The sequence below is a fragment of the Rhizobium sp. KNZ2-6A genome (genome assembly GCF_056755475.1).
This window is the reverse complement of record NZ_JBNDIC010000082.1, coordinates 1-20,451: the sequence shown is the minus strand read 5'-3', so window position 1 is coordinate 20,451 and position 20,451 is coordinate 1. Positions and strand designations below refer to the sequence as shown.

Annotated in this window: 17 protein-coding genes, 1 tRNA gene and 1 pseudogene; 1 reads left to right on the top strand and 18 read right to left on the bottom strand. The window is 58.9% G+C overall.

From position 1 onward, the window contains the following. The 4 genes and pseudogenes from ACPYOP_RS31235 to rpsL all read right to left on the bottom strand — a co-directional run. Window positions 1–75, bottom strand: a pseudogene (locus ACPYOP_RS31235) (GTP-binding protein); the annotation flags it as partial. Window positions 76–141: 66 nt separating this feature from the next. Beyond that, a complete protein-coding gene (fusA, locus tag ACPYOP_RS31230) occupies window positions 142–2,241 on the bottom strand; it encodes an elongation factor G (RefSeq protein ID WP_149638156.1) in 2,100 nt (699 codons plus the stop codon). A gap of 30 nt (window positions 2,242–2,271) precedes the next feature. Continuing rightward, window positions 2,272–2,742, bottom strand: a complete 471-nt coding sequence (gene rpsG, locus ACPYOP_RS31225) for a 30S ribosomal protein S7 (protein WP_034513449.1) — start codon at window positions 2,740–2,742, stop codon at window positions 2,272–2,274. A 79-nt stretch (window positions 2,743–2,821) separates the two neighbouring features. Beyond that, the gene (rpsL, locus tag ACPYOP_RS31220) at window positions 2,822–3,193 is read right to left on the bottom strand and encodes a 30S ribosomal protein S12 (protein WP_003507760.1); all 372 of its coding nucleotides are present in this window, start codon (window positions 3,191–3,193) and stop codon (window positions 2,822–2,824) included. A gap of 506 nt (window positions 3,194–3,699) precedes the next feature. On the opposite strand from rpsL, the gene ACPYOP_RS31215 reads away from it, so the two are divergent. Further along, window positions 3,700–3,993 (top strand): transcriptional regulator, encoded by a 294-nt coding sequence (locus tag ACPYOP_RS31215; RefSeq protein WP_120663677.1) that lies wholly within the window; start codon window positions 3,700–3,702, stop codon window positions 3,991–3,993. A gap of 115 nt (window positions 3,994–4,108) precedes the next feature. Here the strand turns inward: ACPYOP_RS31215 and rpoC are convergent, their stop codons facing one another. From rpoC to ACPYOP_RS31145, 14 genes are all read right to left on the bottom strand, one after another. Next, window positions 4,109–8,317: a DNA-directed RNA polymerase subunit beta' gene (gene rpoC / locus ACPYOP_RS31210; RefSeq protein ID WP_481414098.1), complete on the bottom strand. Its 4,209-nt coding sequence runs from the start codon at window positions 8,315–8,317 to the stop codon at window positions 4,109–4,111. Between the two features lie 174 nt (window positions 8,318–8,491). After that, the gene (rpoB, locus tag ACPYOP_RS31205) at window positions 8,492–12,634 is read right to left on the bottom strand and encodes a DNA-directed RNA polymerase subunit beta (RefSeq protein ID WP_481414097.1); all 4,143 of its coding nucleotides are present in this window, start codon (window positions 12,632–12,634) and stop codon (window positions 8,492–8,494) included. Between the two features lie 263 nt (window positions 12,635–12,897). Then, entirely contained in the window at window positions 12,898–13,278 is a 381-nt protein-coding gene (gene rplL, locus ACPYOP_RS31200) for a 50S ribosomal protein L7/L12 (RefSeq protein WP_481414096.1), read from the bottom strand. Window positions 13,279–13,336: 58 nt separating this feature from the next. Further along, entirely contained in the window at window positions 13,337–13,855 is a 519-nt protein-coding gene (gene rplJ, locus ACPYOP_RS31195; RefSeq protein WP_068386059.1) for a 50S ribosomal protein L10, read from the bottom strand. Between the two features lie 331 nt (window positions 13,856–14,186). Continuing rightward, entirely contained in the window at window positions 14,187–14,885 is a 699-nt protein-coding gene (rplA, locus tag ACPYOP_RS31190; protein ID WP_481414095.1) for a 50S ribosomal protein L1, read from the bottom strand. 4 nt (window positions 14,886–14,889) lie between these two features. After that, complete coding sequence (gene rplK / locus ACPYOP_RS31185; protein ID WP_113233779.1) at window positions 14,890–15,321, bottom strand: 50S ribosomal protein L11; 432 nt, start codon at window positions 15,319–15,321, stop codon at window positions 14,890–14,892. A 214-nt stretch (window positions 15,322–15,535) separates the two neighbouring features. Then, complete coding sequence (gene nusG, locus ACPYOP_RS31180) at window positions 15,536–16,066, bottom strand: transcription termination/antitermination protein NusG (protein WP_004123460.1); 531 nt, start codon at window positions 16,064–16,066, stop codon at window positions 15,536–15,538. An 18-nt stretch (window positions 16,067–16,084) separates the two neighbouring features. Continuing rightward, window positions 16,085–16,285, bottom strand: a complete 201-nt coding sequence (gene secE, locus ACPYOP_RS31175; RefSeq protein ID WP_112341906.1) for a preprotein translocase subunit SecE — start codon at window positions 16,283–16,285, stop codon at window positions 16,085–16,087. A gap of 196 nt (window positions 16,286–16,481) precedes the next feature. Further along, a tRNA-Trp gene (locus ACPYOP_RS31170) sits at window positions 16,482–16,557 on the bottom strand. Window positions 16,558–16,758: 201 nt separating this feature from the next. Beyond that, window positions 16,759–17,634, bottom strand: a complete 876-nt coding sequence (locus tag ACPYOP_RS31165) for a 3-deoxy-manno-octulosonate cytidylyltransferase (protein ID WP_481414094.1) — start codon at window positions 17,632–17,634, stop codon at window positions 16,759–16,761. Between the two features lie 5 nt (window positions 17,635–17,639). After that, a complete protein-coding gene (locus ACPYOP_RS31160) occupies window positions 17,640–18,326 on the bottom strand; it encodes a glycosyltransferase (RefSeq protein WP_481414093.1) in 687 nt (228 codons plus the stop codon). Between the two features lie 326 nt (window positions 18,327–18,652). Then, window positions 18,653–19,546 carry an NAD-dependent epimerase/dehydratase family protein gene (locus ACPYOP_RS31155; RefSeq protein ID WP_481414092.1) on the bottom strand — a complete coding sequence of 298 codons (894 nt, stop codon included), beginning with the start codon at window positions 19,544–19,546 and terminating at the stop codon, window positions 18,653–18,655. A gap of 250 nt (window positions 19,547–19,796) precedes the next feature. Then, window positions 19,797–20,306, bottom strand: a complete 510-nt coding sequence (locus ACPYOP_RS31150) for an ATP-binding protein (protein ID WP_481414091.1) — start codon at window positions 20,304–20,306, stop codon at window positions 19,797–19,799. A gap of 69 nt (window positions 20,307–20,375) precedes the next feature. Continuing rightward, a partial coding sequence (locus ACPYOP_RS31145) for an EF-Tu C-terminal domain-related protein (protein ID WP_481414099.1) occupies window positions 20,376–20,451 on the bottom strand: 76 nt, incomplete at its 5' end.

Here is a 20,451-nt window from a genome sequence, read left to right as displayed (position 1 = left end):
CTTGCCGTGGTCAACGTGCCCGATCGTCCCGATGTTAACGTGCGGCTTATTGCGCTCAAACTTACTCTTTGCCATTTTCGGCTCTCCGTTTTCCTGTCCCCTGGGGGATCAATTCTTGTTATCGGTCAATTGGTATTCCGGTCACTTCTGACCGGAATACTTTGCCTGGATTTCCTGTGCGACGTTCGACGGAACCGGCGCGTAATGATCGAAGGTCATCGTGTACTGTGCACGACCCTGAGACATCGAACGCAGGTTATCGACGTACTTGAACATGTTCGCCAGCGGGACGTTCGCGTTGATGACAACGGCGATACCGCGGCTTTCCTGGCCCTGGATCTGGCCACGACGCGAGTTCAGGTCACCGATGACGTCGCCGACGTAATCTTCCGGCGTAACGACTTCGACCTTCATCATCGGCTCGAGGAGCTGGGCACCGGCTTCGCGGGCTGCTTCACGGAAGCAAGCGCGGGAAGCGATTTCGAAGGCCAGAACCGACGAGTCGACGTCGTGGAAGGCACCGTCGATGAGCGTCGCCTTGACGCCGAGCATCGGGAAGCCAGCCAGCGGGCCCGAAGACAGAACGCTTTCGATGCCCTTCTGAACGCCCGGGATGTATTCCTTCGGAACAGAACCACCGACGATCTTGGACTCGAACTTGAAGTCGTCGCCGTCCGGGTTCGGTTCGAACACGATCTTGACGCGAGCGAACTGACCGGTACCACCCGACTGCTTCTTGTGGGTGTAGTCCTTTTCCGTCTGACGCGTGATGGTTTCGCGGTAGGCAACCTGCGGCGCGCCGACGGTCGCTTCAACCTTGAATTCACGACGCATGCGGTCGACGATGATGTCAAGGTGCAGTTCGCCCATGCCGGCGATGATCGTCTGACCCGATTCCTGGTCCGTCTTCACGCGGAAGGACGGATCTTCTGCGGCCAGGCGGTTGAGCGCGAGGCCCATCTTTTCCTGGTCGCCCTTGGTCTTCGGCTCGATCGCGATCTGGATGACCGGCTCGGGGAATTCCATGCGCTCGAGGATAACCGGCTTCAGCGGATCGCAGAGCGTATCGCCAGTGGTGGTTTCCTTGAGGCCGGCCAGAGCAACGATGTCGCCCGCGAAGGCTTCTTCGATGTCTTCACGCGAGTTCGAGTGCATCTGCAGCATACGGCCGACGCGCTCGCGCTTGTCCTTGACCGTGTTGATGACCGATGCGCCCTTTTCGAGCTTGCCGGAATAGATGCGGGCGAAGGTGAGCGAACCGACGAAGGGGTCGTTCATGATCTTGAATGCCAGCATGGACAGCGGCTCGCTGTCGTCAGCGTGACGTTCGATTTCGGCTTCCGTCTTGAAGTCGATGCCCTTGATCGCCGGAATGTCGAGCGGCGACGGCAGATAATCGACAACGGCGTCGAGAAGCGGCTGAACACCCTTGTTCTTGAAGGCGGTGCCGCAGAACATCGGATGGAACTTGACGTCGATCGTGCCGCGACGGACGAGCGCGCGGATCTGATCGTTGTCAGGCAGGTTGCCTTCGAGGTAGGCTTCGGTCGCGGCCTCGTCGATCTCGACAACGGTCTCGATCAGCTTTTCGCGATATTCAGCAGCCTTGGCCTTCATGTCTTCCGGGATTTCGACGACGTCCCACTGAGCGCCGAGCGATTCGTCGCGCCATATGAGAGCGTTCATCTCGATCAGGTCGATGACGCCCTTGAAGTCGCTTTCAGCGCCGATCGGCAGCTGCATGACGACGGCGGTAGCGCCGAGGCGGGTCTTGATCATCTCGACCGAGCGATAGAAATCGGCGCCGGTCTTGTCCATCTTGTTGCAGAAGATCATGCGCGGAACATGATACTTCTCAGCCTGACGCCAGACGGTTTCCGTCTGCGGTTCAACGCCGGCGTTGGCGTCGAGCAGGGCGATCGCGCCATCGAGAACGCGCAGCGAACGCTCGACTTCGATGGTGAAGTCGACGTGGCCGGGAGTGTCGATGATGTTGAAGCGGCGGGTCTTGCCGTCACGGCCCTTCCAGAAGGTCGTGGTAGCAGCAGAGGTGATCGTGATGCCACGCTCCTGCTCCTGCTCCATCCAGTCCATGGTGGCTGCGCCGTCGTGCACTTCGCCGATCTTGTGCGACTTGCCGGTGTAGTAAAGAATACGCTCGGTGGTCGTGGTCTTGCCGGCGTCGATATGCGCCATGATACCGAAATTGCGGTAGTCTTCGATTTTATATTCGCGAGCCATTGTGGACTGCCTTTCCGAAACCGTTCGGGATTACCAGCGATAATGCGAGAACGCACGGTTGGCATCAGCCATCTTGTGCGTGTCTTCGCGCTTCTTGACGGCGGCGCCGCGGTTGTTGGAGGCATCGAGAAGTTCGCCGCTGAGGCGATCGACCATCGTCGTTTCGTTACGCTTGCGAGCAGCAGCGATCAGCCAGCGAATGGCCAGAGCCTGACGACGCTCCGGACGAACATCGACCGGAACCTGGTACGTAGCACCACCAACGCGGCGCGAGCGGACTTCAACGTGCGGAGCGATGTTATCCAAAGCCTGATGGAACACGCCGAGCGGCTCCTGCTTTGCCTTGCCCTGCACGGCGTCGAATGCGCCGTATACGATGTTTTCAGCTACGGACTTCTTGCCGTCGAGCATGATGGCATTCATGAACTTGGTAACAACCAGATCGCCGAACTTCGGGTCCGGGTTGATCTCGCGCTTTTCTGCTCTGTGACGTCTGGACATGTACTTCTCGTCTCTCAACTGTTAGCGGCGCTATACCACGCGGAGAACCTCGCGCAGCGCCGGATTATCCAAATCCGAATTACTTCGGACGCTTCGCACCGTACTTCGAACGGCGCTGCTTGCGGTTCTTGACACCCTGGGTATCGAGAACGCCGCGGATGATGTGATAACGGACACCCGGAAGGTCCTTGACGCGGCCGCCACGGATCATGACGACAGAGTGCTCCTGAAGGTTGTGACCTTCACCGGGAATGTAACCAATGACTTCGAAGCCGTTGGTCAGGCGGATCTTTGCGACCTTACGCAGAGCCGAGTTCGGCTTCTTCGGCGTCGTCGTGTAGACGCGGGTGCAAACGCCGCGCTTCTGCGGGTTCTCCTGGAGAGCGGGAACCTTATTACGCTTTACCTGCGCCTGGCGAGGCTTGCGGATCAGCTGGTTTACGGTAGGCATTCAACCATCCCTTGTAAATCTATCTCGACACCCTTACGGGCTTCACTTTCGCCGTCACCGGCAACGACACACGATCGTCTCAATGCGCAAAACGTGGCCCGATCCGCTTTCGCAGATGGACCACAGAAAAAGCAGAGGACACCAGAGATGGCGTCTTGCGTGCAGCATTCGTGTCTTCAACGTGCGTTTAGAACCTTGTTTGAGGTGAACTCCAGGGCGCGTCGCCCCGAACAGCCATGCCTCACATGGGTTCCGATGGCGGCGGTACTACTGGTTTCCCGCCGGTTCGTCAAGGCCGGTTAAGAAATTATCTTTGTCACGAAGGCCTGAAAGGCCGGGAAAACCAGCTATTTGACGCATCTGATACGGAAATGCCGTCCCTTCGGCAAGATGGACTTTGGTATTTCATCAAAATCCCTATAAGGAATCGGATGAGGACATTTCCATCCGCCGGACCGGCCGCCTGAGAGAATCGCCGGGAATTCGACACCCCCGAAGGAAGTATGATGATTACTACGCCAGACAACGACAATAATTCCGACGGCCCCATGGTCTTCATCATCATCGGCAAAGGCTATGAGACCGATGGCGGCGAAGGCATCGATCTGCATGTCATGTTGAAAGCGCCTGACGACGATACCGCCGTGCGCGAGGCGCTGAACGCGCTTGCCGAAGAAGGCTTCATCGAGGCCGACCTCGACCAGATCGGCCTGCTGACCGACATCCCGGACGAGGAGCCGCATGCATCCGCGTACCAGGGCGCACTCGAAGGCGAAGTCGCGATCATCCGCTTCCGCTGACGGACCTGCCTCCATTGCCGAGGCAACCTCCCCTCGCCCATCCGATTCATCGTTTTGCAAAAAGAAACCGCCCGGATCGCTCCGGGCGGTTTTGATTTTTCATTTCACTATCGGCTTATTCGGCCGGAGTGTTCTCGCTGGCGAGATCCTGCAGCATCGGCGTCGCGACGTTAGCGCCCGTACCCTTGCGACGCTCTTCGAGGATGAGCTCGTCGCGCGCCGTGGCGATACGGCGGATCTGCGTCATGGTGCCGCCGGTACCGGCCGGGATGAGACGGCCGACGATGACGTTTTCCTTCAGACCCTGCAGGCCGTCGGTCTTGCCGGCGATTGCAGCTTCGGTCAGCACCTTCGTCGTTTCCTGGAAGGATGCGGCCGAGATGAAGGACGGCGTCTGCAGCGATGCCTTGGTGATACCGAGCAGAACCGGATCGCCATAAGCGGGCTTCTTGCCTTCTTCGATCAGACGGTCGTTGGCGTCGTCCAGCTCGATACGATCGACGTTGTCGCCGACGATGTACTGGCTGTCGCCTGCATCGGTGATCTCCACCTTCTGCAGCATCTGACGAACAATCACTTCGATGTGCTTGTCGTTGATGACAACGCCCTGCAAGCGGTAGACTTCCTGGATTTCGTTGACCAGGTAGGAAGCCAGAGCTTCCACGCCCTTGATCGCCAAGATGTCGTGCGGAGCCGGGTTACCGTCGAGAATGTAGTCACCCTTTTCGATATAGTCGCCGTCCTGAAGATGGAAGGGCTTGCCCTTCGGGATCAGGTACTCGACCGGCTCGACACCGTCTTCCGCCGGCTCGATGATGACGCGACGCTTGTTCTTGTAGTCGCGGCCGAGGCGGATCGTACCATCGATCTCAGCGATGATGGCATGATCCTTCGGGCGACGGGCCTCGAACAGTTCGGCAACACGCGGCAGACCACCGGTGATGTCCTTCGTCTTGGCGCTTTCCAGCGGCGAACGGGCGAGAACGTCACCCTGCGACACCTTCGTGCCCGGTTCGACCGACAGGATCGCGTCGACCGAGAGCAGGAAGCGGGCTTCGCCACCGCGCGACAGCTTGGCGACATTGCCGCTGGCGTCCTTGATGACGATCGCCGGCTTCAGATCCGAACCACGCGGCGTCGAGCGCCAGTCGATAACCTGACGCTTGGTGATGCCGGTGGATTCGTCCGTCGCCTCGAGAACCGAGAGACCGTCGACGACGTCTTCGAAGTGAACCGTACCGGCCACTTCCGTCATCATCGGACGGGTATACGGATCCCATTCCGCCAGACGCTGGCCACGCTTGACCTTGTCGCCTTCGTCGACATGGAGCTTCGAGCCGTAGGCAACGCGCTGCGAGGAACGCTCGACGCCGCGCTCGTCCAGGATCTGCACCGTCATGTTACGACCCATGGCAACGAGGTTGCCTTCCGAGTTGCGCAGCATGTTGCGGTTCTTGATCTGAACCGTGCCCTCATAGGAGGCTTCCAGGAACGACTGGTCGACCACGGTCGCCGTGCCGCCCAGGTGGAAGGTACGCATGGTCAGCTGCGTGCCCGGCTCGCCGATCGACTGTGCGGCGATAACGCCGACAGCTTCACCGAGGTTGACAGGCGTACCGCGAGCAAGGTCACGACCGTAGCAGACGCCGCAGACACCGGTCTGGATTTCGCAGGTCAGCGCCGAACGGATGCGGATCGACTGGATACCAGCCTTCTCGATCTCGATGACATCCGGCTCGAGGATCATCTTGCCCGCATCGACGAGACGCTCGCCCGTGACCGGATGATCGATGTCGTCCAAGGCCGTACGGCCGAGGATGCGCGCGCCGAGCGAGGCAACGACCTGACCGGCATCGACGATGGCGGTCATGGTGAGGCCGTTCTCGGTGCCGCAATCGACGTGCGTGACGATGCAATCCTGCGCGACGTCGACGAGACGGCGGGTCAGGTAGCCGGAGTTTGCAGTCTTCAAGGCGGTGTCGGCCAGACCCTTACGGGCACCGTGGGTCGAGTTGAAGTACTCGTTAACGGTCAAGCCTTCCTTGAAGTTCGAGATGATCGGCGTCTCGATGATTTCGCCCGACGGCTTGGCCATAAGGCCGCGCATGCCGCCCAGCTGACGCATCTGGTTCGGCGAACCACGAGCACCAGAGTGGCTCATCATATAGATCGAGTTCATCGGCTTCTGACGACCGGTCTTCTCGTCGAATTCGACGGCCTTAATGCGGGCCATCATTTCTTCGGCGACCTTTTCCGTGGCCTTGCCCCAGGCATCGACGACCTTGTTGTACTTCTCGCCCTGGGTGATCAGGCCGTCGTTGTACTGCTGCTCGTATTCCTTCACGAGCGCTTCGGTATCGCCGACGATCTTAACCTTGGTATCCGGGATGACCATGTCGTCCTTGCCGAACGAAATGCCGGCGCGGCAGGCATGGGAGAAGCCAAGCTGCATGATGCGGTCGCAGAAAATGACCGTGTCCTTCTGGCCGCAATGACGGTAGACCGTGTCGATCATCTTGGAGATGTTCTTCTTGGTCATTTCCTGGTTGCAGATGTCGAAGGTCACCTTGCCGTGCTTCGGCAGCAGTTCGCCGATCAGCAGGCGGCCAGGCGTCGTCTCATAGATCTTCGAATAGGGCTTGCCCTCTTCGTCGACCGACTTGAAGCGGCCGCGGATCTTCGAGTGCAGCGTCACGACCTTGTTTTCGAGGGCATGATGCAGCTCGCCGAGGTCGGAGAAGGCCATGCCTTCGCCCGGCTCGTTCTGGTTCAGAATCGACAGGTAGTACAGGCCGAGAACCATGTCCTGCGAGGGAACGATGATCGGCGCGCCGTTTGCCGGATGCAGGATGTTGTTGGTCGACATCATCAGCACGCGCGCTTCAAGCTGGGCTTCCAGCGAGAGCGGCACGTGAACAGCCATCTGGTCGCCGTCGAAGTCCGCGTTGAAGGCCGTGCAGACGAGCGGATGCAGCTGGATCGCCTTGCCTTCGACCAGCATGGGTTCGAAGGCCTGGATGCCCAGGCGGTGCAGCGTCGGTGCGCGGTTCAGGAGAACCGGATGCTCGCGGATGACCTCGTCGAGGATATCCCAGACTTCCGGCTTTTCCTTTTCAACCAGCTTCTTGGCCTGCTTGACGGTCGAGGAATAACCCTTCGCGTCGAGGCGGGCGTAGATGAACGGCTTGAACAGCTCGAGCGCCATCTTCTTCGGTAGGCCGCACTGGTGCAGCTTCAGTTCCGGACCGGTCACGATGACCGAACGGCCGGAATAGTCGACGCGCTTGCCGAGCAGGTTCTGACGGAAGCGGCCCTGCTTGCCCTTGAGCATGTCGGACAGCGACTTCAGCGGACGCTTGTTGGCGCCGGTGATGACGCGGCCACGGCGGCCGTTGTCGAACAGCGCATCGACAGATTCCTGCAGCATGCGCTTTTCGTTGCGGATGATGATGCCCGGAGCGCGCAGTTCGATCAGGCGCTTCAGACGATTGTTGCGGTTGATGACGCGGCGATACAGATCGTTCAGATCCGACGTCGCGAAGCGGCCGCCATCGAGCGGAACCAGCGGGCGCAGGTCCGGCGGGATGACCGGGACGACCTTCATGATCATCCATTCCGGACGGTTGCCCGACTCCATGAAGTTCTCGACGATCTTCAGGCGCTTCATCAGCTTCTTCTGCTTGAGATCCGACGTCGTCTCGGCAAGCTCGGAGCGCAGGTCGCCGGCGATCTTTTCAAGGTTCATGCTGGCCAGCATCTCGTAGATCGCTTCAGCGCCGATCATGGCGGTGAACTGATCTTCGCCATATTCGTCGACGGCGAGCATGTACTCTTCTTCCGAGAGAAGCTGATGTTCCTTGAGCGCGGTCAGGCCCGGCTCGGTGACGATGTAGTTTTCGAAGTAGAGAACGCGCTCGACATCCTTCAGCGTCATGTCGAGCAGCGTCGAAATGCGTGAAGGCAGCGACTTCAGGAACCAGATGTGGGCAACGGGAGCGGCAAGCTCGATATGGCCCATGCGCTCACGGCGAACGCGCGACAGCGTGACTTCGACGCCGCACTTTTCGCAGATGATGCCCTTGTATTTCATGCGCTTGTACTTGCCGCACAGGCACTCGTAGTCCTTGATCGGCCCGAAGATGCGCGCGCAGAAGAGACCATCGCGTTCCGGCTTGAACGTGCGATAGTTGATCGTCTCCGGCTTCTTGATCTCGCCATAAGACCAGGAAAGAATCTTCTCCGGCGACGCAATCGAAATCCGGATGGAATCGAAATTCTGCGCAGGCATCTGCGGATTGAAAAGATTCATGACCTCTTGGTTCATGCCTATCTCCTTTAGGGGCGAAACGCCCTCGAATTGCGAACAGTGCCGGCAAATCCCGGGAACCGGCCTGACGCTTTAAAACCGCCTTGCGGCGCCATGCATCCGAAGGGACGCGACGGCGCTGCAATATTCCAACGGTGCGCGCTGACCGACAGCGCGCACCCTGACAGGCTATTACTCGGCTGCGTCCGGAAGCTGGCTTGCCGTCTGCAGATCGTCGACCTTGGAATTCTCCAGTTCGACGCTGAGACCCAGCGAGCGCATTTCCTTGACGAGAACGTTGAAGCTTTCCGGAATGCCCGCCTCGAAGGTGTCGTCGCCACGAACGATGGCTTCGTAGACCTTCGTACGGCCGGCCACGTCGTCCGACTTGACCGTGAGCATTTCCTGCAGCGTGTAGGCTGCACCGTAAGCTTCAAGCGCCCAGACTTCCATTTCGCCGAAGCGCTGACCGCCGAACTGCGCCTTACCGCCCAGCGGCTGCTGGGTGACGAGCGAGTACGGACCGATCGAGCGGGCGTGGATCTTGTCGTCGACAAGGTGGTTCAGCTTCAGCATGTAGATGTAGCCAACCGTAACCTGGCGGTCGAACTGCTCGCCGGTACGACCGTCGTACAGTGTCGACTGACCGGTCTGCTTGAGACCTGCCATTTCCAGCATCTCGTTGACATCAGCTTCGCCGGCGCCATCGAAGACCGGGGTCGCGATGGACACGCCACGCTTCCACTGGTCTGCCAGACGCAGAACCGACGCATCGTCATACTCGTGCACGTCGTCGCTCTTCGGACCGTCGCCGACGACCATGTCGATCGTCTTGCGCAGAGGCTCGATGTTGCCGCTTGCCTTGTAGGCTTCGATCAGGTCACCGATCTGGCGACCCATGCCGGCGCAAGCCCAGCCAAGGTGCGTTTCGAGAATCTGACCAACGTTCATTCGCGAGGGAACGCCCAGCGGGTTCAACACGATGTCGACATGCGTGCCGTCTTCCAGGAACGGCATGTCTTCAACCGGAACAATGCGCGAGACCACGCCCTTGTTCCCGTGACGGCCTGCCATCTTGTCGCCCGGCTGGATCTTGCGCTTCACAGCAACGAAGACCTTGACCATCTTCATGACGCCCGGAGGCATTTCGTCGCCGCGCTGGACCTTCTCGACCTTGTCCATGAAGCGCTGTTCGAGGCGCGACTTGGATTCATCGTACTGACCGCGCAGGGCTTCCAGCTCGCTCTGGACCTTTTCGTCCTCGACGGCGAACATCCACCACTGCGAACGCGGATATTCCGAAACGACGGCGTTCGACAGTTCCGTGCCCTTCTTGAAGCCCTTCGGACCAGCAAGAGCAACCTGACCGCGCAGCATCTCGACCAGACGGCCGTAGACGTTACGGTCGAGGATCGCCTGCTCGTCGTCGCGGTCCTTGGCGAGACGCTCGATTTCCTCGCGCTCGATCGCCATAGCACGTTCGTCCTTTTCGACGCCGTGACGATTGAAGACGCGAACTTCGACGACCGTACCGTAGGTGCCAGGCGGCATGCGCATGGAGGTATCGCGAACGTCGGACGCCTTTTCACCGAAGATGGCGCGCAGGAGCTTTTCTTCCGGCGTCATCGGGCTTTCGCCCTTGGGCGTGATCTTGCCGACGAGGATATCGCCCGGCTGGACTTCGGCACCGATGTAAACGATGCCGGCTTCGTCCAGGTTCTTCAGCGCTTCTTCCGAAACGTTCGGAATGTCGCGGGTGATTTCTTCCGGACCGAGCTTGGTGTCGCGCGCCATCACTTCGAATTCTTCGATGTGGATGGAGGTGAACACGTCGTCGGCAACGATACGCTCGGAGAGCAGGATCGAGTCTTCGTAGTTGTAGCCGTTCCAAGGCATGAACGCGACGAGCACGTTGCGGCCGAGAGCCAGATCGCCGAGGTCGGTCGAAGGACCGTCCGCCAGGATGTCGCCCTTGTTGACGAAGTCACCGACGGTGACCAGCGGACGCTGGTTGACGCAGGTGTTCTGGTTCGAACGCTGGAACTTCATCAGCCGGTAGATATCGACGCCGGACTTCGACGGATCGAGGTCTTCGGTGGCGCGGATAACGATACGCGTTGCGTCGACCTGGTCGACCACGCCGCCGCGGCGGGCGCCGATAGCAGCACCGGAGTCACGCGCGACGACCGGCTCCATGCCGGTGCCGACGAACGGGGCTTCGGCACGTAGAAGCGGCACGGCCTGACGCTGCATGTTCGAGCCCATGAGCGCGCGGTTGGCGTCGTCGTTTTCCAGGAACGGGATCAGAGCGGCGGCGACCGAAACCAGCTGCTTCGGCGAGACGTCCATCAGGTTGATGTTGTCGCGCGGAGCGAGCATGACTTCGCCGGCATGACGGCAAACGACGAATTCCTCGATGAAGGAGCCGTCGGTGTCGAGCTCGGCGTTGGCCTGAGCCACGTAGTACTTCGCCTCTTCCATTGCGGAGAGGTAGAGCACGTCGTTGGTCACCTTACCGTCGATGATACGGCGATAAGGGCTTTCGATGAAGCCGTACTTGTTGACGCGGGCAAAGGTCGCCAGCGAGTTGATGAGACCGATGTTCGGGCCTTCCGGCGTTTCGATCGGGCAAATACGACCGTAGTGGGTCGGATGAACGTCGCGGACTTCGAAGCCGGCACGCTCGCGGGTCAGACCACCCGGGCCGAGAGCCGAAAGACGGCGCTTGTGGGTGATTTCCGAAAGCGGGTTCACCTGGTCCATGAACTGCGACAGCTGCGAGGAGCCGAAGAATTCGCGAACGGCAGCGGCAGCCGGCTTGGCGTTGATCAGATCCTGCGGCATGACCGTATCGATTTCGATCGAGGACATGCGTTCCTTGATCGCACGCTCCATACGCAGCAGACCCAGACGATACTGGTTTTCCATCAGCTCGCCGACAGAACGGACGCGGCGGTTACCGAGGTTGTCGATATCGTCGATCTCGCCCTTGCCGTCGCGCAGCTCAACCAGCATCTTGACCACGGCCAGGATGTCGTCCTTGCGCAGGATGCGGACAGTGTCTTCGACGTCGAGGTCGAGACGCATGTTCATCTTCACGCGGCCGACGGCGGAGAGATCGTAACGCTCCGCATCGAAGAACAGCGAGTTGAACATGGCTTCGGCTGATTCCATGGTCGGCGGTTCACCCGGACGCATGACGCGGTAGATGTCGAACAGAGCGTCCTGACGGTTCTCGTTCTTGTCCGCAGACAGCGTATTGCGGATGTAGGCGCCGACATTGATGTGGTCGATGCCGAGAATCGGGATTTCTTCAAAGCCGGCCTTCAGGATGACAGGCAGGGTCTTCTCGTCGATTTCGTCGCCGGCTTCGAGATAGATCTCACCGGTCTGGAAGTTGACGATGTCTTCCGCCAGGAAGAGGCCGTACAGCTCTTCGTCGGTTGCCTTCAGGGCCTTCAGGCCCTTATCCTGCAGCTGACGCAGCAGGCGCGGCGTCAGCTTCTTGCCGCCTTCGACAACCACTTCGCCGGTGTCGGCGTCGATCATGTCGGTAACGGTCTTGGCGCCCTTCAGCGTTTCCGCCTTGAAGGGAATGCGCCAGCCATCGCCGGAGCGCTCGTAGAGCGACTTCGTGTAGAAGGTCGACAGGATTTCTTCGCCGTCCATGCCGAGCGCCATCAGCAGCGACGTCACCGGAATCTTGCGGCGACGGTCGATACGGGCATAGACGATGTCCTTGGCGTCGAATTCGATATCGAGCCAGGAACCACGATAGGGGATGACGCGGGCTGCGAAGAGCAGCTTGCCGGAAGAATGGCTCTTGCCCTTGTCGTGGTCGAAGAAGACGCCCGGCGAACGGTGCATCTGGGACACGATCACGCGCTCGGTGCCGTTCACGATGAAGGTACCGTTGTTCGTCATGAGCGGCATGTCGCCCATGTAGACGCTCTGTTCCTTGATGTCCTTGATGGACTTCGCGCCCGTATCCTCGTCGATATCGAACACGATCAGACGGAGGGTCACCTTCAGCGGCGCGGCATAGGTCAGGTCGCGCTGGCGGCACTCATCGACGTCGAACTTCGGCGGTTCGAACTCATAGGAAACGAACTCCAGCATGGAAGCGCCGGAGAAATCGGTGATCGGGAATACCGACTTGAAGACGGTCTGAAGACCTTCGTCCGGGCGGCCGCCCTTCGGTTCTTCGACCATGAGAAACTGATCGTAGGACGCCTTTTGAACCTCGATGAGGTTCGGCATCTCCGCGACTTCGGGAATCTTACCAAAAAACTTGCGTACGCGCCTGCGACCGTTGAACGAAAGGGTCTGAGCCATCGTCGCTCCTTTAAAATCCTGCACCCGGGCCTGCAACGGATGGGAACCGCTGGCCAGGCGATCCCATCAATCAATGAGTAGTTCAATCTCGTCTATCTAACCGAAAACCGCTCGGCCGGATTGCGTCGCGGTTCGGTTTGAGACCATCCTCTTGAAGAACCCATTACCCAAAAGCCGTTTTGCCCGCGGCTTTTGGGTAATTCGTTCAGAAAAACGGCGAATGGGAGGCGGCAAAAAACCACCTCCCAAAAGCAGTTTCAAGCTTACTTGACGTCGACCTTTGCGCCGGCGTCTTCGAGCTTCTTCTTGATGTCAGCGGCTTCAGCCTTGGAAACAGCTTCCTTGACAGCCTTCGGAGCGGCTTCAACGAGATCCTTGGCTTCCTTGAGGCCGAGGCCGGTGATGGCGCGGACTTCCTTGATGACGTTGATCTTGTTCGCGCCGGCATCCGTGAGGACGACGTCGAACTCGGTCTTTTCTTCTTCAACGGCAGCAGCAGCGCCAGCACCACCGCCAACAGCAGCAACAGCTACCGGAGCAGCGGCGGAAACGCCCCACTTTTCTTCGAGAAGCTTGGACAGTTCTGCGGCTTCGAGAACGGTCAGCGAGGAGAGGTCTTCTACGATCTTTACGAGATCAGCCATTTTTGTAGTTCCTTTTGTTCGGTTCGAACTGGTTGGTTATGAACAGCGAAAAACCGCCTTACGCGGCTTCGTCCTTCTTGGCGTAGGCCGAGAACACGCGAGCAAGCTGACTTGCCGGCGCTGCAACAACACCTGCGATGCGGGTAGCCGGAGTCTGGATCATGCCCAGCAGCTTCGCGCGCAGCTCGTCCAGCGAAGGCAGGGTCGCGAGCGACTTCACACCTTCGGCGTTGAGCGTTGTTGTTCCCATGGCGCCGCCCAGAACAACGATCTTATCGTTGCCCTTGGCGAAATCCACGACGACCTTCGGAGCGGTAATCGGATCAGCGCTGTATGCGATCAGCGTCTGACCGGTGAAGAGATTGGAAATCCCTTCCGCTTCGGTGCCCTGAAGAGCAATTTTGGCCAGGCGGTTCTTCGCGACTTTGACGGTGCCGCCAGCAGCGCGCATCTTGGAACGAAAATCGTTCATCTGAGCGACTGTAGCACCAGCATAGTGGGCCACGACAACTGAGCCCGAAGCCTTGAAGACTTCGTTCAATTCCGTGACGAATTCGCGTTTTTCCGCTCTTTCCACTGCTTTTCTCCAGTTGACAGGACCGGGTTAACGGGCCTGCCGGGTTGCCTTTTGCCTCCTGGGATCAATTCAGATCCCAAGCGACGCTTGAGGATCCTGTCCCCTCGCGCTCGAGCCGAACGGCTCCAAGGCACAAGGCATCCAAGGCTCGAACCGAGTTCATCGAAGCGATGCTTCTTCAAAATTCGGGTCTTACCCGTCTCATGCAGGCTTGAGTGATTAAGGGATAACCACCTGCAATCTCGGACAGGAATTCCGGATTTCTCCGGAAATCCCGGCCCCGAAAGGCCGGGAATTCTTAAAAGCCGGGCTTACCGCCCGGCAGAACCAATCAGGCGCCCGGCGCCGTGACGGACGACGGCTCGATCTTGACGCCCGGACCCATGGTCGAGGAGATCGCTACGCGCTTGACGTAGTTGCCCTTGGCGCCAGCCGGCTTCGCCTTGATGACGGCGTCGGCGAAGGCGCGGATGTTTTCTTCCAGAGCCTTGGCGTCGAAGGAAGCCTTGCCGATACCGGCATGGACGATACCAGCCTTCTCGACGCGGAACTCTACGGCGCCGCCCTTGGATGCTTCAACGGCAGACTTGACGTCCATCGTAACGGTACCGACCTTCGGGTTCGGCATCATGCCGCGCGGGCCGAGAACCTTACCGAGGCGGCCGACGAGCGGCATCATGTCCGGGGTGGCGATGCAGCGATCGAAATCGATCTTGCCGCCCTGAACGATTTCGACCAGGTCTTCGGCGCCGACGATATCTGCGCCGGCAGCCTTGGCTTCATCAGCCTTGGCGCCGCGAGCGAAGACGGCAACACGAACCGTACGGCCGGTGCCGTTCGGCAGGTTGACGACGCCACGAACCATCTGGTCGGCGTGACGCGGGTCAACACCGAGGTTCATCGAGATTTCGACGGTTTCGTCGAACTTGGCGACGGCACGTTCCTTGACCATGCCGATGGCCAGATCCAGAGCGTAGAGCTTGGTCGGGTCGACACCTTCACGAATCTTCTGAATACGCTTAGCTACCATGGTCTTAACCTACCACTTCCAGGCCCATGGCGCGGGCGGAGCCCTCGATCATGGCCATTGCGCCTTCGATATCGGCGGCGTTCAGATCCTTCATCTTGGCTTCGGCGATCGCCTTGACCTGAGCCTTGCTCAGGGTGCCAGCCTTGGCGCCCTTGCCCGGGGTCTTCGAGCCGGACTGGATCTTCGCTTCCTTCTTCAGGAAGTAGCTGACCGGCGGCTGCTTCATGATGAAGGTGAAGGACTTGTCCTGGTAGTAGGTGATGACGACCGGGATCGGCATACCCTTTTCCATTTCCTGCGTGGCGGCATTGAACGCCTTGCAGAATTCCATGATGTTAATGCCACGCTGACCAAGCGCAGGACCGATCGGCGGCGACGGATTCGCCGAGCCGGCCTTAACCTGCAGCTTGAGCTGGCCTGCAACTTTCTTAGCCATTTCTCTCTGCCTTTCTACATGACCGGCTACCCGGCCGACTGATGCCGGATCGCTCCGGCGGCTGCGGTTGCGTGGTGCGGGTCACCAGGCCCGGCTAAGACCCTACCCTTCCACGCGGATTGCGGCTTTGCCGCGAGATATAAGTAAGCAATTACTTATATCCAAACTCGAACGAAAGGCCAGCCGCCAGGCCGACCCTTCAAACCAAAGACAATCAGACCTTCTCGACCTGGCTGTATTCCAGCTCGACCGGCGTAGCGCGGCCGAAAATCGACACTTCCACCTTCAGGCGCGAACGCTCTTCGTCCACATCCTGAACCGTGCCGTTGAACGAAGCGAACGGACCATCGGATACGCGGACCTGCTCGCCGATCTCGAAGGATACGGAAGCCTTCGGCCGCTCGACACCTTCCTGGACCTGGCCGAGAATGCGCTCGGCTTCATAATCCGGAATCGGAACGGGCTTATTGTCGGAGCCGAGGAAGCCAGTCACCTTCGGCGTATTCTTGATCAGGTGGTAGGCTTCATCCGTCAGGTTGGCGCGCACCAGCACGTAACCCGGGAAGAACTTGCGCTCGCTATCAACCTTGCGACCGCGACGAACCTCAACAACCTTCTCGGTCGGCACAAGAATCTTCTCGAACAGATGTTCGAGACCCTTCTGCCTGGCCTTCTCCTCAATGGATTCAGCCACTTTCTTTTCAAAATTAGAATAAGCGTGGACGATGTACCAACGTGCCGCCATGTTCATCTCCACCCGATATTAATTGCCGGTATTCAGCACGTAGCCAAGAATCCAGCCAATGAGCTGGTCGGCAGCGAAGAAAAACAGCGAAGCGAAAACAACCATGACAAGCACCATCACCGTCGAGATCATGGTCTCGCGGCGTGAGGGCCAAGTGATTTTCGACGTCTCGGAGCGCACCTGCTGCAGAAACGCTAGTGGATTCGTTTTGGATGCCATTGACTGCCCACGCAATTACGGCGCGTAAAGCTGAACATATCAGCCCCACGCACCGCGTGTCTGTTGAACCCTACATAAACACCGATTCCCGATTTAACAAGAGGCAATACGGTGTTTTCTAAAATTTGCCGCCGGTTCGGCATAATCCTCAACCCGAGAAGCAGCGAAAACGACGCGCCAGTCAAATCAAGGAAAATGGCAGGGGCAGCAGGGCTCGAACCTACGACCTGCGGTTTTGGAGACCGCCGCTCTACCAACTGAGCTATACCCCTTCTTCCTTCGACTATTCGCTTCGAGCGGTGGACCGCCCAAGCAGTTCGAAGACATGGCGCTCCCTTTAAGGCGGGATGAAACGATTGGCAAGAGCGTTTTTTGTTTTTCCCAATCGGACCCGCAACTTCGCACGGGACATATTTGCACGGCCGGAACCGCTTGCGAAGGGCAAGGCCTCTGAAACGGTGCTTTCGGCCTCGCTATTCTCCGGAAGAGCCTTTCGGCTTGCGCTTGAGAAACTTTGGCCTGAGCCGGCGCAGGAAATTATCGGTGGAACGAATCACATTCGTCAGGGAGATCAGCTTGTCCACTTCGGCATCCGTATTGCCGAGCCGTTCCGACAGCACTTCCGCAGCAGCCAGCGAAATTTCGGCCGGCGGCAGTTCGCTGAAGCGCTGCGCAAGCCGGATATAGGGGTTCAGCGCAACCCCGCCATGGATGGTGATCTTTCCAAGCCGGGCAAACAGGCGCAGGAACGTCTGCTCGAAGTTCCAATCATGGACGGAGACCACCCTCCACTTCTGACTGCGCCGGGCTGAGAAACCGGCAAGCACGATCGCGCCGGGCAGCTTCAGGTCGCTGAGCCAGAGCGCCAGAGCAAAGCCGCTCGTCGGCGTCTTGCCTTCCGTGTAGAAATCCGAGCAGAAGCCGACCAGATCGAGGTGGCCGGTCGGCGCACCCTGGAAATCAGCGGCGGGATTGAGCTTTTCGTCCGGACCTAGCCGGATATTCATGATCCCGAGGAAATATTCCTTCGGAAAGAATTTCACGACCTCACCCACCTCGCCGCGATAGACGATGTTTGCCCCGCGCGGCTGGCCGCGCGAGATCAGCAGCGAATGTCCATGAAACGGGCGGTCAAGGACCTTGTAGACCTTGTTGAAGAAGACGAAGAGCGCAGTCTCCGGAAACTGCGCCTGCAGGTTCGCGATATCGACCGCGTCGCTATTGGCGACCAGAACGATATGGGAAAACCCCGCCAGTATGGCCCGCCATTCGTCGGCGCCGTTCAGGCCGGCCGCGGAACCCGCAGCCGGTATGCCGACATCAATGTTTCCCGTCGTCTTATGATCCAAATCGCTCACTTCTGCTGGACGTGCAGCATGCGGTCGCGCATGGCGAACCATTCTTCGGCGTAATCATCATTGCGATATTCGTCGAAATACGGGCCGCCGTCGGTGAAGTGCACCAGCTTGGCATCCTCGCGGCGGTCATATTCGTTGACGAGATAGTTCCAGGTCACCGGCACCTCGCCGATCTGGTCGTCGCTATCCAGCCACTTGAACTGATGGAGCTGGAGGCCAGTTGCCGTGTTGACGAAGTCCTTCGTCAATGCCTTGCACTTGGCATTGTTGAACAGGATCATGCTCGACCAGTTCTTCTTCTCATATTTGGTCTGCGTCTGGCCAAGGAACTTGGTCTCGACCTTCGGCTGGTAGTCGTGCTTCACGCACATGGCCGCATAGCGGTCGTCACGCAAGGCCCAGAGCTCGGCGATATCGGCACGAGCGAGCATGTCGCAATCCATGAAGATGCTCCAGCCCTGATAGTCGCTGAGATAGGGCACGAGGAAGCGCGAGAAGGAAAACTCGGTCGACTGCAGCGGATTGCGCTCACGCGTGAAGATGCCGTCGAGATTGTTGAGCACGATCGGCGAGAAGACCACCGGGATCGACGAGCGCTCGATGATGCTCTGGGTCAGGACGTGATAGGCCACGACTTCCTTGGAATCGAAACCGACAAAAATACGTGCAACGTTATCCTTCATGATACCTCCGAAACGGCTGAGCGCTTGCGGGTCAGCCGGCAACTATCTTTCGTCGCGATGCAAATCGCGCTCTGCTCACCCTTGAAGCCCATCGGCCGGAGGGTGCTGGTTCGAAACAGGGACGCGGATATACCGGGCCATGTGCTGCAATCTCTAGGAGATGCTTCGCGAACGCAAGCCTACTTAAATAAACGGCTGTTTTTGTCGAGTGTTTGGGGAAGCATTTTTGGTTTTGCCGCGTAACAAATGGAGAGGCAGCGCAGCAACCGCCCCTTCCCGCCCGGCGCTGGAAGAAAGCGCGCCGGGAATGCTTCAAAGGCGGCGTCCTAGACCTTCACATATTTCCGCCAGTCGTGCTCTTCCTTGAAATCAAGCACTTCGCGAATTTTGCGGTTGGACAAAAGGCCCTCATACTCGCCGATCTCGCGGGTAAAAGGCACGTTCGGAAAATGCTTCGCGGCAAGCTGGCGCGACGGCGTGTTGGCCGAGACCGTGTCGTTCGCGGCATTGAAAACCTGGAAACCGAGGCCATCCTTCCCGATGCAGAGATGGACGATCTGGCCGAGGTCGCGGGCGTCGATGTAACTCCAGGCGATGCGCTTGCGGATTTCGCTATTAGCGAAAAACGCGGGAAAGCGCTCATATTCATGCGGCTCGATGACATTGCCGATGCGCAGCGCGTAGATGTCGATGCCGAAACGTTCGGCGAAGGCCCGAGCCGTCTTCTCGTTCACAACCTTGGACAAGCCATAGGAATCCATCGGATTGACATCATAGTCCTCCTCCAGCGGGAACTGATGGAAGTCGCGATGGCCTTCGGCAAAGCAGATGCCATAGGTCGTCTCACTGGAGGCGATGATGATCTTCTTCACGCCGAGCTTCGCAGCCGCCTCGATGACATTGTAGGTGCTCATCGTATTGATGCGGAACGTCTCGTTGTCAGGCTTGATCAGGATGCGCGGAATGGCGGCGAAATGCACGACGGCGTCGAAAGGCTGCACGCCCTTGCCCTGATCGAGATCGGGAAAATCGCGGTGCATGGTCAGAACGTCGTAAACTTGTCCCGCATCAGTGACATCCACCTGCAGATTGGTGACGCCGGGGCTGTTCAGCGGCACGAGGTCGACATTGTGGACCTCGTAGCCGGCATTCACCAGCCACGGGACCGCGTGACGTCCGGCTTTGCCGCTTCCGCCCGTGAACAAAATACGTTTCTTCATGAAAATCTCCTCCTTGGAAAATCGAGCGATAAATAGGCCCTTGCGCTCATTTCGCAAGACAAGCCTTGGTGAGCGGGGGCTCTTTCGGCAAAATAATCGAATCGCGATGGCCGGCTTGCCGAAGAGGCTAATGGCGACTGGAATTATTATATCGCAGGAAGAGCGATTTCGTTGCGGTTGCCGTGCGACGTGCGAAAGCGGAACTTACACAGGCGAGCCATATCACCGCTCGGTGATGGCATCTTTGGGACTACCGGAACAGATATTTCAGCACTGCGTCCACACTCTGCCCGATCGAAAGATCGCTCGTGTCGAAGATCTCGCAGCCATTTGTCTGGGCTTCACGGCGCAGGTAGGCCGCCCAGTTCATCATGTTCGCGTCGGCGAGCTCCGGCTGGCCTCGCTCGACCGCCAAGCGATGGGTCCGCGTTGCGTCGTCGCAATCGACCAGCAACAGATGATAGTCACCGATATCGGCGGCATCCGCTGCCTCCCTGATGAAGGATGGCCGCATCTGCCCTTCGAGAAGAACGGCCCTGCCCTTTCGCACCTGTGGCGCAATTCGCGCCAGCCATTCCACGGTCTTGTCGCGCTGCCAGCCCTCGGGCGAACCGTGGTCGCGGATCATGGCATCAAGCGACGGCACGCCGATACTGTCGAAATGATAGACGGCTAAGGCAGGCGCATGGTCCCTCGCGATCGCCTGCGCGATGGCGGTCTTTCCCGAGCCCGAAGCGCCGGTCAGAATGATCAGGCTCATGCATACCTCCCAATGCGAAAAGGCCCCGCTGTTTCCAGCGGGGCCTCTTATAAAGGAATAATCCGAAGATTACTCGACGATGGAGGCGACGATGCCTGCGCCGACGGTACGGCCGCCATCGCGGATCGCGAAGCGCCGCTTTTCT

What these genes read in the sequence shown, in the direction of transcription:
- rpsL (WP_003507760.1), bottom strand. Translation starts at nt 3,193, where the DNA reads ATGCCTACCGTAAACCAGCTGATCCGCAAGCCTCGCCAGGCGCAGGTA.
- rplA (WP_481414095.1), bottom strand. Translation starts at nt 14,885, where the DNA reads ATGGTAGCTAAGCGTATTCAGAAGATTCGTGAAGGTGTCGACCCGACC.
- rpoC (WP_481414098.1), bottom strand. Translation starts at nt 8,317, where the DNA reads ATGAACCAAGAGGTCATGAATCTTTTCAATCCGCAGATGCCTGCGCAG.
- fusA (WP_149638156.1), bottom strand. Translation starts at nt 2,241, where the DNA reads ATGGCTCGCGAATATAAAATCGAAGACTACCGCAATTTCGGTATCATG.
- rpsG (WP_034513449.1), bottom strand. Translation starts at nt 2,742, where the DNA reads ATGTCCAGACGTCACAGAGCAGAAAAGCGCGAGATCAACCCGGACCCG.
- ACPYOP_RS31215 (WP_120663677.1), top strand. Translation starts at nt 3,700, where the DNA reads ATGATTACTACGCCAGACAACGACAATAATTCCGACGGCCCCATGGTC.
- ACPYOP_RS31150 (WP_481414091.1), bottom strand. Translation starts at nt 20,306, where the DNA reads ATGAGCCTGATCATTCTGACCGGCGCTTCGGGCTCGGGAAAGACCGCC.
- rplK (WP_113233779.1), bottom strand. Translation starts at nt 15,321, where the DNA reads ATGGCTAAGAAAGTTGCAGGCCAGCTCAAGCTGCAGGTTAAGGCCGGC.
- secE (WP_112341906.1), bottom strand. Translation starts at nt 16,285, where the DNA reads ATGGCATCCAAAACGAATCCACTAGCGTTTCTGCAGCAGGTGCGCTCC.
- ACPYOP_RS31160 (WP_481414093.1), bottom strand. Translation starts at nt 18,326, where the DNA reads ATGAAGGATAACGTTGCACGTATTTTTGTCGGTTTCGATTCCAAGGAA.
- rpoB (WP_481414097.1), bottom strand. Translation starts at nt 12,634, where the DNA reads ATGGCTCAGACCCTTTCGTTCAACGGTCGCAGGCGCGTACGCAAGTTT.
- ACPYOP_RS31155 (WP_481414092.1), bottom strand. Translation starts at nt 19,546, where the DNA reads ATGAAGAAACGTATTTTGTTCACGGGCGGAAGCGGCAAAGCCGGACGT.
- nusG (WP_004123460.1), bottom strand. Translation starts at nt 16,066, where the DNA reads ATGGCGGCACGTTGGTACATCGTCCACGCTTATTCTAATTTTGAAAAG.
- rplL (WP_481414096.1), bottom strand. Translation starts at nt 13,278, where the DNA reads ATGGCTGATCTCGTAAAGATCGTAGAAGACCTCTCCTCGCTGACCGTT.